We start from the raw sequence: 15,701 nt of genomic DNA on the forward strand, positions 1-15,701 counted from the left end.
TCTTACCAGCGGTAATGGCTGAACGCTTTGTTCGCGTCGGCCATCTTGTGGGTGTCTTCGCGCTTCTTCACGGCCGTGCCACGGTTGTTCACCGCATCGGCCAGTTCAGCGGCAAGACGCTCTTCCATCGTGTGCTCGTTGCGCTTGCGCGCGGCGGTGATCAGCCAGCGGATCGCCAGCGCCTCACGACGCTCGATGCGCACTTCGACCGGCACCTGGTAGGTGGCACCGCCGACGCGGCGCGAACGCACCTCGACAGAGGGTTTCACGTTTTCCAGCGCTTCATGGAAGGCTTCGATGGGCGCGCGCTTCAGGCGGCCCTCGACGCGTTCCAGCGCACCGTAAACGATCGATTCTGCAACGGATTTCTTTCCGTCCAGCATCAGGTTGTTCATGAACTTGGTCAGAACCCGATCACCGTACTTGGCATCGGGGAGAATTTCGCGCTTCTCTGCGGCGTGACGACGGGACATCTCTCAAAACCTCACTTCGGACGCTTCGCGCCGTATTTCGACCGGCGCTGACGACGATCCTTGACGCCCTGGGTATCCAGAACACCGCGCAGGATGTGGTAGCGCACACCGGGAAGGTCTTTCACCCGGCCGCCGCGGATCAGAACAACCGAGTGTTCCTGCAGGTTGTGCTTTTCACCGGGAATATAGCTGATGACCTCGAAACCATTGGTCAGGCGCACCTTGGCGACTTTCCGCATGGCCGAGTTCGGCTTTTTCGGCGTGGTGGTATAGACGCGGGTACAAACGCCGCGTTTCTGCGGGCAGGACTCCAAGTGCTGAGACTTGGAGCGTTTAACGCGCGCTTCCCGCGGTTTGCGGATAAGCTGTTGGATCGTTGGCATACACTTTCCCCGTGTTGCAACTGTCAATACTCGTACCGGATCGTAGTTCCGGCACACTGCTTCTCGACGACGTCCCCGTGCCCATTCACGAAAACGCCAAAACCGCATCCGTCTCCTTCGCAGGGACGACGCGGTGGAATTACAGAGGATCGGGGCAGAGAGGGCCCGGATCTTGACCACTTCAATACTGGAACCTGAAGATCCGCATGCGCGGACCCCCGGGTGAGCGGCGTATAGGGGGAGTCGCGGGGGATGTCAACAGCGGCCCCCGGGACGCGGACCGGCGGATGGGGACCGGCGGATCGGGACCGGCCGCGGCATCTCAGCGGTCGGGTGTCGCTGTCCCCGTCATCGAGGCGCGGCTGGCCGCCAGCCGCCGTTGCAGGCGGTGTTCCCGCAGATAGGTGTAAAGGCCGGTTGCGACGACAATCCCGGCACCGGTCAGCGTCCAGCCATCGGGAAGGTTGCCGAAGGTCAGCCAGCCCAGAAAGATCGCCCAGATCAGCGCGGTATAGCGGAAGGGCGCGATCAGGGCCACATCGCCCACGCGCATCGCCATCACCACGAAGAGATAGCCCATCACCAGAAAACCCGCAGCCCCGGCAAGACGCGCCAGATCGGCCGATCCGACCGGCCCCCAATCCTCGAATGCAAGGCCCGCAAATCCGGTCAGGGTGATGGAAACCGCCGTCCAGACCGCAATCACCACCGAGGGCACCGAGGCCGAGAACCGCCGGGTCGCCAGATCGCGCAGCACGACGAAACCGACCGAGACCAGCGCGAGAACCGACCATTGATTGAAGCCTTCGGTGCCCGGCCGCACAATCAGCATGACCCCGGCAAAGCCGACCAGAATCGCGCTCATCCGCCGCCAGCCGACCTGTTCGCGCATGAACAGCGCTGCGCCCAGCGTGACCGCCAATGGCAGCACCTGCATGATCGCGGAAAGATTGGCCAATGGCATATGCTGCAAAGCCAGAAGGAAGGTGATCGTGCCGCCGATCTCACCCAGCGTGCGCCAGCCCAGCCTTCGGCCATCCTGTCCGGGCACCCGGAATTGCATATGTCCCATCATCCGCGCAAGGATCAGCAGCGCCCCGAGTGTCAGCATCCCCCGGATCGCGATGGCCTGAAACAAGGGCACCGTTTCGGTCGCCTGTTTCATCATCGCATCATTGAGTGTGAAGCTCGCCATGGCGACATTCATCGCCAGAATGCCGCGCGAATTGTCCGACAGTGCCAAAGCGCCCTCCCCTGCTGCTTGCCATCCATTCCCCCGCCGGTGGCAAAGGTCAAGATGCGCTGACGGGATCGGGACAGACCGGCACCGTTCCAGACGCTTACAAGGTTCGAGAGAATACGCCGCGTTTCCTCTCGCAATCGATCACCTTGCCGCCGTGGGACGTGGAGGTTAGGCCTGACCCATGCTTATCCTTGAGAACATCATCAGCGACCGTGGGTCGAAATATGCAGTCTCGGGCGGGCCCTGCAGCACCGAGCAGGAGGCGAAGTCCTTCATAAAGGCGCTTTGCCAAAAGAAGAAGTTCGCCAAGGCGACCCATAACAGTTGGGCGTTGTTGACCGCTGAGACCCCGATAAAGCACGATGATGGTGAGGCAGGTGCAGGCATGGTGATCTTGCGGATGCTGGAGCGCGAAGGGCTGCGCGACCATGTTGTCGTGGTCACGCGATGGTTCGGCGGCAAGCATCTGGGCGGCGACCGTTTCCGACATGTGCAGGACGCGGTGCGGATCTACCTCGACCATTTGCGAGACAGTTGAGGTGTTCGAGCGAGCGCAGTCCTGCTCATATTGATTTCCAGTCTGCCATGGCTGCGGGGATCAGCCTCTTCGAGGACTCCATCAGCGGGAAAAGGCGCGTTACCCGAAGGTGCAGCAAGCGGTCCGTCCCTGACGCGATCTCAGGCCTTTCGGAACGGGATGACGTTGTCGCCAGGCATGAAGTTGACGGCGCGCTTGGTCTCGATCGCTTCGATTGCAGTATTCCGGGCATCCTTTTCGGATGCGAACCGGTCAGCCGCCGAGCCGGATTTGCCGCACGCTTCCGGCAAGCGGGCCGTGAAGGCGCGGGCGCCATCATCCGACCCCACCCGAACAACCCGACGGGTGCGGGGTGCCCCCTGCCCCGGAACGCCACAGGGTCTGCATTGACAATGCCCCCCTGCCCAGAATGCCCCCTGCTCAGAACGACAGGGCCCCCGCCGTTTCCGGCGGGGGCCCTGCCCTGTTCAGTAACCCGAAGGTCCGGGTTTACTCGTCGCGGCTTTCGGCAACCTCGACAGGGTCGGCTGCGACATCCAGCGCCGGCGCGGCAAGCGCCGCTGCGGCTTCGGCCTCGCTGCGGCGGGCCTCCACCACCACCAGATCGCGGTCGGCTGCGATCTTCTTGACCCGGGTCGTGGCGCCACCGGTGCCTGCCGGGATAAGCCGGCCGACGATGACGTTCTCTTTCAGCCCGACCAGTTTGTCGCGCTTGCCCTGAACCGATGCCTCGGTCAGCACGCGGGTCGTCTCCTGGAAGGAGGCGGCCGAGATGAAGGACCGCGTCTGCAGCGAGGCCTTGGTGATCCCCAGAAGGATCGGCTCTGCCACGGCCGGGCGCAGGCCCAGCTTGTGCGCCTTGGAGTTCACCTCTTCGAGTTCGGCCTTGTCGACATGCTCACCCTTCAGCAGCGTTGTCTGTCCGGATTCCAGAACCTCAAACTTCTGCAGCATCTGGCGGACGATCACCTCGATATGCTTGTCGTTGATCTTCACGCCCTGCAGCCGGTAAACGTCCTGCACCTCGTCGATCATGTAATTGGCAAGCGCCTCGACCCCCATGATCCGCAGGATGTCATGCGGAGCCGGGTTGCCGTCCATGATGTAATCGCCCTTCTGGACGAAATCGCCTTCCTGCACCGGAATATGTTTGCCCTTGGGCACCATGTATTCCATCGGCTGAAGCGTATCGTCCACAGGTTCGATCGCGATGCGACGCTTGTTCTTGTAGTCCTTGCCAAAGCGGACATAGCCATCGGCCTCGGCGATGATGGCGTTGTCCTTGGGACGACGGGCCTCGAACAGTTCCGCCACGCGGGGAAGACCCCCGGTGATGTCCTTGGTCTTGGCGCCTTCGCGCGGGATCCGGGCCACGACGTCGCCGGGCTTGATATCCTGTCCGTCTTCGACCGACAGAACCGCATCCACCGACATCGGATAGGAGATCGGATTGCCCGAATCGCCCCGCACGGGTTCCCCCGTGGCCGGGTCCATGATGATGACCTCAGGCTTGAGGTCATTGCCCTTGGGCGCCGACCGCCAGTCCGACACGATCTTCTGGGTCATGCCCGTCGCATCATCGGTATCTTCACGCACCGAGATGCCCGAAACCAGATCGACAAACCGCGCAACCCCCGCCTTTTCGGCGATGATCGGCAGGGTATAGGGGTCCCATTCGAACAGTTTGGTGCCGCGCTTGACCGACAGCCCGTCCTTCACATGGACCTTGGCGCCATAGCTGATCTTGTGGCTTGCGCGTTCCTGACCGGCCTCGTCGATGATCGCGATCTGCATGGAACGGCCCATGACGATCTGTTCACCATTGGCGTTTTCCAGCAGGTTCGGGTTGCGGAACTCGATCCGGCCTTCCTGACTTGCCTCAAGGAAGGACTGCTGCCCGCCCTGCGCGATACCGCCGATGTGGAAGGTCCGCATCGTCAGCTGCGTGCCGGGTTCCCCGATGGACTGGGCGGCGATGATGCCGACCGCCTCACCCTGGTTGACCAGCGTGCCGCGGGCAAGGTCGCGCCCATAGCACATGGCGCAGACGCCTTCATCGGCCTCACAGGTCAGCGGGCTGCGGATGCGCGCCGAAGCGACACCCGCCTGGTCGATCAGATCGGCCCGGCGTTCGTCGATCAGTTCACCCCGCGCGACAATCACCTCATCCGCGCCCGGCACAAGGATATCCTCAGCCGCGACCCGACCCAGAACCCGCTCTGCCAGCGAGGCGACAACCTCACCGTCATTCACCGCCGCAACAGCGGTGATCGAGTTTTCGGTGCCGCAATCATGCGACCGCACGATGCAATCCTGCGCCACATCCACCAGACGCCGCGTCAGATAGCCCGAGTTCGCGGTCTTGAGCGCCGTATCGGCCAGACCTTTCCGCGCACCATGGGTCGAGTTGAAGTATTCAAGAACGGTCAGACCTTCCTTGAAGTTACTGATGATCGGCGTCTCGATGATCTCACCCGACGGTTTGGCCATCAGGCCGCGCATCCCGCCAAGCTGTTTCATCTGGGCAGGCGAACCCCGTGCCCCGGAGTGGGACATCATATAGACCGAGTTCGGCTCTTTCTCGGCACCCGCATCGTCGTAGCGAACCGCCGAAATCTCGGCCATCATCTCACCCGCCACCTTGTCGGAACATTTCGACCAGGCATCGACGACCTTGTTGTACTTCTCACCCTGGGTGATCAGACCGTCCATATACTGCTGTTCGAATTCCTTCACCTGATCGCGAACCTCGTTCACGATGTCCCATTTGGTGTCGGGGATCAGCATGTCGTCCTTGCCGAAGGAAATCCCGGCACGGAACGCCTCACGGAAGCCCATGGTCATGATCTGGTCACAGAAGATGACCGATTCCTTCTGACCGCAATAGCGGTAGACGGTGTCGATGACGTTCTGGACGTCCTTCTTGCGCAGCAGGCGGTTGACCAGTTCGAACGGTGCCTTGGCATTGACCGGCAGAAGCGCCCCAAGCCGCAGCCGGCCCGGAGTGGTTTCATAACGCTTCAGAACCTCATTGCCCTCATCGTCGATCTGCTTGATCCGCGCGGTGATGCGGGCATGCAGATGCACGGCGCCAGAGGACAGCGCATGTTCCACCTCGGTCACATCGGCAAAGGCCATGCCTTCACCGACCATGCCCTTGCGTTCCATGGTGGTGTAGTAAAGCCCCAGCACCATGTCCTGCGACGGCACGATGATCGGCGCGCCGTTGGCGGGCGACAGCACGTTGTTCGTGGACATCATCAGAACGCGTGCTTCCAGCTGAGCCTCAAGGCTCAGGGGCACATGCACCGCCATTTGGTCACCGTCGAAGTCGGCGTTGAAGGCCGAGCAGACCAGCGGATGCAGCTGGATCGCCTTGCCCTCGATCAGGATCGGCTCAAACGCCTGAATGCCCAGACGGTGCAGCGTCGGCGCGCGGTTCAGCAGGACCGGGTGTTCGCGGATCACCTCATCCAGGATATCCCAGACCTCGGGACGTTCCTTTTCGACCAGCTTCTTCGCCTGTTTCACGGTCGAGGAAAGCCCTTTGGCCTCCAGACGCGAATAGATGAAGGGCTTGAACAGCTCCAACGCCATCTTCTTCGGCAGGCCGCATTGATGCAGCTTCAGTTCGGGCCCGGTCACGATGACCGAACGGCCCGAGAAGTCGACCCGCTTGCCCAGCAGGTTCTGCCGGAACCGGCCCTGCTTGCCCTTCAGCATGTCGGACAGCGATTTCAGCGGGCGCTTGTTGGTGCCCGTGATGACCCGGCCACGACGGCCGTTGTCGAACAGCGCATCGACCGCTTCCTGCAGCATCCGCTTTTCGTTGCGCACGATGATATCGGGCGCACGCAGCTCGATCAGCCGCTTCAGACGATTGTTGCGGTTGATGACCCGGCGATAGAGGTCGTTCAGGTCGGACGTGGCAAACCTGCCCCCATCCAGCGGCACCAGCGGGCGCAGTTCCGGCGGGATCACCGGCAGCACGGTCAGGATCATCCATTCCGGGCGGTTGCCGGATTCAAGGAAGCTTTCAACGATCTTCAGACGCTTGATGATCTTCTTCGGCTTCAGCTCGCCCGTGGCTTCCTTCAGCTCTTCACGCAGATGTTCGGCGGTCGAATCCAGATCAATTGCCGCCAGCATCTCACGGATCGCCTCGGCGCCGATATTGGCGGTGAAGGCATCCGCGCCATACTGGTCCTGCGCGTCGAGGAATTCTTCCTCGGTCATCAGCTGGCCATAGGTAAGATCGGTCAGACCCGGCTCGATCACCACATAGTTTTCGAAATAAAGGATCCGCTCCAGATCGCGCAGCGTCATGTCCAGCATCAGACCGATGCGGGAGGGCAGCGATTTCAGGAACCAGATATGCGCGACCGGCGCGGCCAGTTCGATATGGCCCATGCGTTCACGGCGCACCTTTTGCAGCGTGACCTCAACGCCGCACTTCTCGCAGACGACGCCGCGATATTTCATGCGCTTGTATTTGCCGCAAAGGCATTCGTAATCCTTGATCGGCCCGAAGATACGGGCGCAGAACAAGCCATCACGCTCCGGCTTGAACGTGCGGTAGTTGATGGTTTCCGGCTTCTTGATCTCACCGTAAGACCACGACAGGATCCGCTCCGGCGAAGCCAGAGAGATCTTGATTTCGTCAAAGGTCTTGACCGGCGCAACCGGGTTGAACGGGTTGGTGCTAAGTTCCTGGTTCATTTCATCATCCTTGAAAGGGGGCGGGGGTGCGGGGCGGGCTGATGCCCGCCGCCGCAGGGGGCCGAAGGGCGGGGATCACCCGCCAGCCGGTCACTCCTCCTCCGCGTCCAGGAGTTCCATGTTGAGGCCGAGGCCGCGCACTTCCTTGACAAGGACGTTGAACGATTCCGGAACCCCGGCCTCGAAATTGTCCTCGCCCTTGACGATGCTTTCATAGACCTTGGTCCGGCCCGCCACGTCATCGGATTTGACCGTCAGCATTTCCTGCAGGGTATAGGCGGCACCATATGCCTCAAGGGCCCAGACCTCCATTTCCCCAAGACGCTGACCACCGAACTGCGCCTTACCACCCAAGGGCTGCTGCGTGACAAGGCTGTACGGCCCGGTCGAACGCGCATGCAGCTTGTCATCGACAAGGTGGTGCAGCTTGAGCATGTATTTCACGCCCACGGTCACCGGACGGGCGAACTGTTCCCCCGTGCGGCCGTCAAACACAGTGGACTGGCCCGATTCATCGAAACCGGCCCGGCGCAGGGCGTCATTCACATCCGCCTCTTTCGCACCGTCAAAGACCGGGGTCGCGATCGGCACGCCGCCGGTGACATTCGAGGCCAGTTCGACAAAGGCTTCCTCACCCTGATGGGCAAAGGCTTCCTCATAGGTCTCGTCACCGTAAGCCAGACGCACGGCTTCCTTGACCGGGGTCAGGTCGCCATTGCGGCGATAGCCCTGCAGGGCCTCGTCGATCTTGATGCCCAGACCGCGTGCGGCCCAGCCCATATGGGTTTCAAGGATCTGCCCGACATTCATGCGCGACGGCACGCCCAGCGGGTTCAGTACGATATCGACCGTGGTGCCATCCGTCAGGAAAGGCATATCCTCCATCGGGACCACTTTCGACACCACACCCTTGTTGCCGTGACGTCCTGCCATCTTGTCGCCCGGCTGCAGCTTGCGCTTCACCGCGACGAAAACCTTGACCATCTTCATCACGCCCGGAGGCAGATCGTCGCCGCGACGGACCTTTTCGACCTTGTCATCGAACCGGTGGTCAAGCGCGCGTTTCTGCGCCTCGAACTGGTCATGCAGGGCCTCGACATCCTTGGCCTCGCTTTCCTCACCAAGGGCAAGCTGCCACCACTGGCCACGGCTCAGCGTGCCCAGCAGGTCCTCGTCGATGGTCGAACCGGGTTTGACGCCTTTCGGCCCCTTCACGGCGGTCTTGCCAAGGATCAGCGTTTTCAGGCGCGCATAGATGTTGCGCTCCAGAATGGTCAGCTCGTCATCACGGTCGCGGCTCAGGCGTTCGACTTCCTCACGCTCGATCTGCAGCGCGCGCTCGTCCTTGTCGACGCCATGCCGGTTGAACACCCGCACCTCGACAATCGTGCCATAGGCGCCCGGGGGCAGACGCAGGGACGTGTCGCGCACATCGCTGGCCTTTTCCCCGAAGATCGCGCGCAGCAGTTTTTCCTCGGGCGTCATCGGGCTTTCGCCCTTGGGGGTGATCTTGCCCACCAGAATGTCGCCCGGCTGCACTTCGGCGCCGATATAGACGATGCCCGCCTCGTCAAGGTTGCGCAGGGCTTCCTCACCGACATTCGGGATATCGCGGGTAATCTCTTCCGGTCCCAGCTTCGTGTCCCGGGCCGCGACCTCATATTCGTCGATATGGATCGAGGTGAACACGTCATCCTTGAGGATGCGTTCCGAGATCAGGATCGAGTCCTCGTAGTTGTAGCCGTTCCACGGCATGAAGGCGACGATGATGTTCCGCCCCACCGCCAGTTCGCCCAGATCCGTACAGGGGCCATCGGCGATGACCTCATTGCGGTGCACCAGATCGCCCACCTTCACCAGCGGACGCTGGTTGATGCAGGATGACTGGTTGGACCGCTTGAACTTGCGCAGACGGTAGATGTCCACGCCCGGCTCACCCGGTTCCAGCATCTCGGTGGCGCGCACAACGATCCGCTGCGCATCAACCTGGTCGATGACGCCTGCGCGGCGCGCCATGATGGCGGCCCCGGAATCGCGGGCCACGACGCCCTCGATGCCTGTGCCGACGAAAGGCGCGTCGGACTTCACCAGCGGAACCGCCTGACGCATCATGTTCGAGCCCATCAGTGCCCGGTTCGCGTCGTCATTCTCAAGGAACGGGATCAGGGAGGCCGCGACCGACACAAGCTGCTTCGGCGAAACGTCGATCAGGTCAACCGCCTCGGACGGGTTGAGCATGAACTCCCCCCCTTTCCGGGTGGAGACCAGATCATTGACGAAACGCCCCTCGTCATCGAGCTTGGCGTTGGCCTGTGCAACCGTGTGGCGCATTTCCTCGGTCGCGGACATATAGACCACGTCATCGGTCACCTTGCCATCCACCACCTTGCGGTAGGGGGTCTCGATGAAGCCGTATTTGTTGACCCGCGCGAAGGTGGCGAGGCTGTTGATCAGACCGATGTTCTGACCTTCCGGCGTCTCGATCGGGCACATCCGGCCGTAATGGGTCGGGTGAACGTCGCGCACCTCAAAGCCCGCGCGTTCGCGCGTCAGACCACCCGGCCCAAGCGCCGAAAGACGGCGCTTGTGGGTGACTTCCGACAGCGGGTTGGTCTGGTCCATGAATTGCGACAGCTGCGACGAGCCGAAGAATTCACGCACCGCAGCGGCGGCCGGTTTCGCGTTGATCAGATCCTGCGGCATGATCGTGTCGATCTCGACCGAGGACATGCGTTCCTTGATCGCGCGTTCCATGCGCAGAAGGCCGACGCGATACTGGTTTTCCATCAACTCGCCCACCGAGCGGACGCGGCGGTTGCCCAGATGGTCGATATCGTCGATCTCGCCCTTGCCGTCGCGCAGTTCGGTCAGCGCCTTGATGCAGGCGATGATATCCTCACGGTCCAGCGTGCGTTGGGTATCGGGCTTGCCCAGATCCAGACGCATGTTCATCTTGACCCGGCCCACGGCCGAAAGATCATACCGCTCACTGTCGAAGAACAGCGTGTCGAACAGCGACGACGCCGCCTCGACCGTCGGCGGTTCGCCCGGACGCATGACGCGGTAGATGTCCATCAGCGCGGTATCGCGGCCCATGTTCTTGTCGGCCGCCATGGTGTTGCGGATATAGGGGCCGACATTGACATTGTCGATGTCCAGCACCGGAATGTCCGTGATGCCCTGATCCAGCAGCACCTTCAGCGAGCCGCCCTTCACTTCGCCGTCGCGGTCGTATTCCATCGTCAGTTCGTCGCCGGCTTCGACCCAGATCTCGCCGGTTTCTTCATTGATGATGTCCTTGGCGACATATTTGCCAAGGATCTGATCGAAGGGCAGCAGCAGTTCCGTCACCTTGCCCGCGTCGATCAGTTGCTTGACCATGCGCGGCGTCATCTTGTCGCCCGCCTTGCAGATCACCTCACCGGTGGCCGCATCGACAAGGTCAAAGGCCGGGCGGGTGCCGCGCACGCGCTCGGGGAAGAAACGGGTAACCCAGCCGCGGTTCTTCTCATGACGATAGCTGACGGTCTGGTAATAGGCATCCATGATGCCTTCCTGATCCATGCCAAGCGCATAAAGCAGCGTCGTCACCGGCAGTTTGCGACGGCGGTCGATGCGCGCAAAGACGATGTCCTTGGCGTCGAATTCGAAATCCAGCCACGACCCGCGATAGGGAATGATCCGGCAGGCGAACAGCAGCTTGCCCGAGGAATGGGTCTTGCCCTTGTCATGGTCGAAGAATACGCCCGGAGAGCGGTGCATCTGGCTGACGACAACCCGTTCGGTGCCGTTCACGATGAACGTGCCGTTCGAGGTCATCAGGGGCATGTCGCCCATGAAGACGTCCTGTTCCTTGATGTCCTTGACCGACCGTGCGCCCGTGGTCTCGTCGACATCGAACACGATCAGACGCAGCGTCACCTTCAGCGGTGCCGCATAGGTCATGTCGCGGGACTGGCATTCGTCCACATCGTATTTAGGCTTTTCCAGTTCGTATTTCACGAATTCCAGAACGGCGGTTTCATTGAAATCCTTGATCGGAAAAACCGATTGGAACACGCCCTGAATACCGTCTCCATCTTGCGGCTTCGGGCCGTCGCCCGATTTCAGGAACAGATCGTAAGAGGATTTCTGAACCTCGATAAGGTTCGGCATCTCGAGGACTTCGCGGATTTTGCCGAAGTAGCGGCGGATACGCTTCTGACCAACGTAGCTCTGAGCCATGCTCATCGTCACCTTTCATCGTTTCGCCGGTGCCGGTCCCGTCGGGCTACGGGGCCGCACCGCTGGCGATAGGGGGATCAGGTTCCATTCATGCCCCCCGTCCCACCGGAAGGCTCCCGAACCTGAAACCGCGCCTTGGAAGGGGCTTGTCGTGTCAAGCCACTGCCAGGACGGGTTTACAAGACGCAGATAGCCGGGCGCGGAAGGATCCGCGCCCAGCCGGTATTCAGACCTTCGATGCCTGACGCATCGAACCGATTACTTCAGTTCGACTTTCGCGCCGGCTTCTTCCAGCTTCTTCTTCATGGCTTCGGCGTCGGCCTTCGAGATGGCCTCTTTCACCTTGCCACCCGCTTCGACCAGGTCCTTGGCTTCTTTCAGGCCCAGACCGGTGATCGCGCGGACTTCTTTGATGACGTTGATCTTGTTCGCGCCGGCATCGGTCAGCACGACGTCGAACTCAGTCTGCTCTTCGGCCGGGGCCGCAGCAGCGCCAGCCGCAGGGCCAGCCATCATGACGGCGCCGCCAGCAGCGGGCTCAATGCCGTATTTGTCTTTCAGGATGGTTTTCAGCTCCTGGGCTTCCAGAAGGGTCAGACCAACGATTTCTTCGGCGAGTTTGTTCAGATCAGCCATTTTACAGTTCCGTTCAGGTTAGATGGGTTCCGACAGGCAGGGTTCAACCCCATACCGGCATCAGGATCAGGCGGCAGCCTTCTCCTCAATGGTCGACAGGATGCTTGCGATGTTCGAAGCAGGCGCGCCAATGGCACCGGCGATGTTAGAGGCGGGCGCACCGATGCAGGACACGATCTGAGCGATAAGCTCTTCACGCGACGGCATGGCGGCCACGGCTTTCACACCGGCCGGGTCCAGGATCGTGTCGCCCATTGCCCCGCCCAGAATCACGAACTTGTCGTTCTTCTTGGCATAGGCATCCGCAACCTTCGCCGCAGCGACGGGGTCATCGGAATAGGCCATCACGGTCATACCCGTCAGCAGGTCACCCATCTTTGCAGCGGGCTTCCCTTCGAGGGCGATCTTGGCGAGCTTGTTCTTGGCAACGCGAACGGACCCGCCAGCTTCGCGCATTTGCGCGCGCAGGTCCTGCATCTGTGCGACCGTGATACCGGCATAGTGTGCGACCACAACCACGCCAGAGCTTTCAAAGATCTGGCCGAGTTCCTCGACCACTTTCTCTTTCTGGGCTCTATCCACAGGTTCACTCCAAGTCATGGGGGTTTCCCCCCGGCTCTCATCTGCCCCGCGAATGCGGGGCGTTCGGGTCCGTATGAGGGACCGAGGCCAGATCGCCCGGGGACAGCCCCGGCTGAAACGTCTCGCTTCCCCATCTCGGGCAGGAATTACGGTGTTTGCGCACCACCCGCCTTCTCGGACAGGAGCAGGCGTTGCCGCCTGCCCATCCCGCCCCCCGAAGGGACCGGGAATTCAGTTCGGGTGCGGGTCATCCCCGCACCCGGAAAATCACTTCGCCGCAGTGGCGAGATCCAGCGCCACGCCCGGCCCCATGGTGGAGCTGAGCGAGACCTTCTTGACATAGGTGCCCTTGGCGCCGGTCGGGCGCGCACGGGTCACCGCATCCACGAAGGCGCGGACGTTTTCGGCCAGCTTGCCCTCGTCAAAGGACACTTTGCCGATCCCGGCATGAATGACCCCGGCCTTTTCGACCTTGAACTGGACTTCACCGCCCTTGGCATTGCCCACGGCTGCCGCGACATCCATCGTCACCGTACCCACCTTGGGGTTCGGCATCAGGTTGCGCGGGCCCAGGATCTTGCCCAGACGACCGACGATCGGCATCATGTCCGGCGTCGCGATGCAACGGTCGAACTCGATCTTGCCTTGCTGGATCGTCTCCATCAGGTCTTCGGCGCCGACGATATCGGCACCGGCGGCCTTGGCCTCATCGGCCTTGGCGCCCCGTGCGAACACCGCGACGCGGACGGTTTTACCCGTGCCGTTCGGCAGTTGCACCACGCCGCGCACCATCTGGTCGGCGTGACGCGGGTCAACGCCCAGGTTCATCGCGATTTCGACGGTCTCATCGAATTTGGCCGAAGCCGCCTTCTTGATCAGCGCCACCGCATCCTCGATCGACAGCACGTCCTTGCCGGCAAAGGCGTCCCGCGCCGCGCGCGTCCGTTTTCCAAGCTTCGCCATAACTTACCCCTTGATCTCGATGCCGCAGGACTTGGCCGAGCCAAGAATGATCTGCATTGCGCCCTCGATATCGACCGCGTTCAGATCCTTCATCTTCGCTTCGGCGATCTGACGGATCTGTGCGACAGTGACCGAACCCGCGACCTCACGGCCGGGCTTGGCCGAGCCTTTGGCACGGTTGCGTTTGCCGACGGGGGGCAGGCCGGCCGCTTTTTTCAGCAGGAACGACGCCGGAGCGGTCTTGGTCTCAAGCGAGAAAGACTTGTCCTGATAATAGGTAATGATGACAGGCGTCGGGGTGCCCGGCTCCATGTCCGCAGTCCGGGCGTTGAACTCCTTGACGAAGGCCATGATGTTCAGACCGCGCTGGCCCAGTGCGGGGCCGACCGGCGGGGAGGGGTTGGCCTGTCCGGCCTTCACTTGCAGCTTCAGCTGCCCGATTACTTTCTTGGCCATCTGGCCTCTCCTTTGTCACTGCCGTCCCGGCGCCATGCCGGTGACGAAGTTTAGTGGTGCGGTCCGGGCGCTGCCCTCGCCTCCCACGGGCTTGCACGTCAGGCGGCTTTCGTCACCTGCGTGAATTCCAGTTCGACCGGCGTTGCCCGGCCAAAGATCGACACGGTGACCTTCAGGCGGCCATGCTCCTCATCAACCTCTTCGACCATGCCCGAGAAGCCCTCGAAGGGTCCGTCGGTCACGTTCACATTCTCGCCGATCTCGAAACGGATCAGGTTGCGCGGCGCGGCCTCGCCCTCTTCAACCCGGTTGAGGATCGCATTCACCTCGGCATCGCGCATCGGCATCGGCTTGCCCTGCGGGCCCAGAAAGCCGGTGACGCGGTTGATCGAGGAAATCAGGTGATAGCCGCGATTCGTCATTTCCATGCGCACCAGCACATAGCCGGGCATGAAACGCCGCTCGGACGTGACCTTCTTGCCGCGACGGACCTCCAGCACCTCTTCGGTCGGAACGAGAACTTCCTCGATCTCGTCCTCCAGCCCCGCATCGGCCACAGCAGTCTTGATCTGCTCGGCAATCTTCTTCTCGAAATTCGAGAGAACGCTCACCGAATACCACCGCTTTGCCATGCCGAAGCCACCTGTCCTGACCGGGCAACCCCGGATTTTCCTGCAATCTCCAGCAGTTACCCACCGGAACCGGAACAAAAAACAACGCGCGACCCGAATCGCCGCGCGTTCCTGCATTCCGCTGAATGGCCCGGATACAGCCACCGCCCCCTGATTTCAAGGGGGAGCCTGCACGAGGCGCAGGTTTCAGCCGAAACCGTTGATGATGAGGCTCAGCCCGGTGCGGATCGACATATCCACCAGCGCAAAGAATGTCGCCGTCAGCGCCGCCATAATGAAGACCATCACCGTGGTCAGCAGAACCTCGCGGCGCGTCGGCCAGATGACCTTGGCAACCTCGTTGCGCACCTGCTGGATGAACTGAAGCGGATTGGCCTTTGCCATCGTCATGTCCTGACTGCTCGGAATGTTCGGGGCGAGATACGCGCTTGGCCCGTGAAGTTCAAGCCCGGAGCGTCACGGATCCCGAATTGGCCCTTGTCAAAGCATTTCCTGCGCATCTGCAACAGGATAACGGCAAGCGGTATTATCGGGGAAAAGGCTGGCAGGAGTTGGGGGACTCGAACCCACGACCCTCGGTTTTGGAGACCGATGCTCTACCAACTGAGCTAAACTCCTGTGCCTGACGGGGAGTTACGGCAGGCATGGCGGGAAATCAAGGGCCATCCGCACAAAAGCGGGATGAAATCCGCTTGATCGGGCCACCCCTTGGCCCCTGCGCCGGTCCATGAAAAACGCGCGGAGGGGACCCCTCCGCGCGTTCAACATCAATCCGGTGCTGGATTATTCGATGATTTTCGAGACGACGCCCGCGCCGGCCGTGTTGCCGGTTTACGCGAACGCGCCGGTTTC

12 protein-coding genes and 1 tRNA gene are annotated in these 15,701 nt (G+C 61.6%); 1 reads left to right on the forward strand and 12 read right to left on the reverse strand.

Translation table 11 applies throughout. From position 1 onward, the window contains the following. Positions 1–2 precede the first annotated feature (2 nt). The 3 genes from rpsG to JL811_RS14300 form a co-directional block, all read right to left on the reverse strand. Entirely contained in the window at positions 3–473 is a 471-nt protein-coding gene (gene rpsG, locus JL811_RS14290; protein ID WP_202689386.1) for a 30S ribosomal protein S7, read from the reverse strand. An 11-nt stretch (positions 474–484) separates the two neighbouring features. Further along, positions 485–856 (reverse strand): 30S ribosomal protein S12, encoded by a 372-nt coding sequence (gene rpsL, locus JL811_RS14295; protein ID WP_136393618.1) that lies wholly within the window; start codon positions 854–856, stop codon positions 485–487. A gap of 322 nt (positions 857–1,178) precedes the next feature. Next, the gene (locus JL811_RS14300; protein WP_202689387.1) at positions 1,179–2,099 is read right to left on the reverse strand and encodes a DMT family transporter; all 921 of its coding nucleotides are present in this window, start codon (positions 2,097–2,099) and stop codon (positions 1,179–1,181) included. Between the two features lie 181 nt (positions 2,100–2,280). Between JL811_RS14300 and JL811_RS14305 the strand changes: the two genes are divergently transcribed. Next, positions 2,281–2,637: a YigZ family protein gene (locus JL811_RS14305; RefSeq protein ID WP_202689388.1), complete on the forward strand. Its 357-nt coding sequence runs from the start codon at positions 2,281–2,283 to the stop codon at positions 2,635–2,637. Positions 2,638–3,126: 489 nt separating this feature from the next. Here JL811_RS14305 and rpoC read toward each other — a convergent pair whose 3' ends face one another. From rpoC to JL811_RS14350, 9 genes are all read right to left on the reverse strand, one after another. Then, positions 3,127–7,356 (reverse strand): DNA-directed RNA polymerase subunit beta', encoded by a 4,230-nt coding sequence (rpoC, locus tag JL811_RS14310; protein ID WP_202689389.1) that lies wholly within the window; start codon positions 7,354–7,356, stop codon positions 3,127–3,129. A 90-nt stretch (positions 7,357–7,446) separates the two neighbouring features. Next, positions 7,447–11,580 (reverse strand): DNA-directed RNA polymerase subunit beta, encoded by a 4,134-nt coding sequence (gene rpoB, locus JL811_RS14315; protein ID WP_202689390.1) that lies wholly within the window; start codon positions 11,578–11,580, stop codon positions 7,447–7,449. A gap of 258 nt (positions 11,581–11,838) precedes the next feature. Further along, positions 11,839–12,216: a 50S ribosomal protein L7/L12 gene (rplL, locus tag JL811_RS14320; protein WP_202689391.1), complete on the reverse strand. Its 378-nt coding sequence runs from the start codon at positions 12,214–12,216 to the stop codon at positions 11,839–11,841. Between the two features lie 66 nt (positions 12,217–12,282). Further along, positions 12,283–12,798 carry a 50S ribosomal protein L10 gene (gene rplJ / locus JL811_RS14325; protein WP_202689534.1) on the reverse strand — a complete coding sequence of 172 codons (516 nt, stop codon included), beginning with the start codon at positions 12,796–12,798 and terminating at the stop codon, positions 12,283–12,285. 267 nt (positions 12,799–13,065) lie between these two features. Further along, positions 13,066–13,761: a 50S ribosomal protein L1 gene (gene rplA, locus JL811_RS14330; RefSeq protein WP_202689392.1), complete on the reverse strand. Its 696-nt coding sequence runs from the start codon at positions 13,759–13,761 to the stop codon at positions 13,066–13,068. A gap of 3 nt (positions 13,762–13,764) precedes the next feature. After that, positions 13,765–14,217 (reverse strand): 50S ribosomal protein L11, encoded by a 453-nt coding sequence (rplK, locus tag JL811_RS14335; protein WP_202689393.1) that lies wholly within the window; start codon positions 14,215–14,217, stop codon positions 13,765–13,767. Positions 14,218–14,315: 98 nt separating this feature from the next. Next, entirely contained in the window at positions 14,316–14,849 is a 534-nt protein-coding gene (gene nusG / locus JL811_RS14340; RefSeq protein WP_202689394.1) for a transcription termination/antitermination protein NusG, read from the reverse strand. A 186-nt stretch (positions 14,850–15,035) separates the two neighbouring features. Next, positions 15,036–15,233, reverse strand: coding sequence for a preprotein translocase subunit SecE (gene secE / locus JL811_RS14345; protein WP_202689535.1), 198 nt, complete (start codon positions 15,231–15,233; stop codon positions 15,036–15,038). Positions 15,234–15,391: 158 nt separating this feature from the next. Next, positions 15,392–15,467 (reverse strand) — tRNA-Trp (locus JL811_RS14350). Positions 15,468–15,701 lie beyond the last annotated feature (234 nt).

It is taken from the genome of Szabonella alba (assembly GCF_016765775.1).
GTDB classification, from domain to species: Bacteria; Pseudomonadota; Alphaproteobacteria; order Rhodobacterales; family Rhodobacteraceae; genus Szabonella; species Szabonella alba.

Bases quoted from the DNA above. Each gene is read 5' to 3' on its own strand.
- rpsG (WP_202689386.1), bottom strand. From the start codon at position 473: ATGTCCCGTCGTCACGCCGCAGAGAAGCGCGAAATTCTCCCCGATGCC.
- rpsL (WP_136393618.1), bottom strand. From the start codon at position 856: ATGCCAACGATCCAACAGCTTATCCGCAAACCGCGGGAAGCGCGCGTT.
- rpoC (WP_202689389.1), bottom strand. From the start codon at position 7,356: ATGAACCAGGAACTTAGCACCAACCCGTTCAACCCGGTTGCGCCGGTC.
- rplA (WP_202689392.1), bottom strand. From the start codon at position 13,761: ATGGCGAAGCTTGGAAAACGGACGCGCGCGGCGCGGGACGCCTTTGCC.
- JL811_RS14305 (WP_202689388.1), top strand. From the start codon at position 2,281: ATGCTTATCCTTGAGAACATCATCAGCGACCGTGGGTCGAAATATGCA.
- nusG (WP_202689394.1), bottom strand. From the start codon at position 14,849: ATGGCAAAGCGGTGGTATTCGGTGAGCGTTCTCTCGAATTTCGAGAAG.
- rpoB (WP_202689390.1), bottom strand. From the start codon at position 11,580: ATGGCTCAGAGCTACGTTGGTCAGAAGCGTATCCGCCGCTACTTCGGC.
- rplL (WP_202689391.1), bottom strand. From the start codon at position 12,216: ATGGCTGATCTGAACAAACTCGCCGAAGAAATCGTTGGTCTGACCCTT.
- secE (WP_202689535.1), bottom strand. From the start codon at position 15,233: ATGGCAAAGGCCAATCCGCTTCAGTTCATCCAGCAGGTGCGCAACGAG.
- rplK (WP_202689393.1), bottom strand. From the start codon at position 14,217: ATGGCCAAGAAAGTAATCGGGCAGCTGAAGCTGCAAGTGAAGGCCGGA.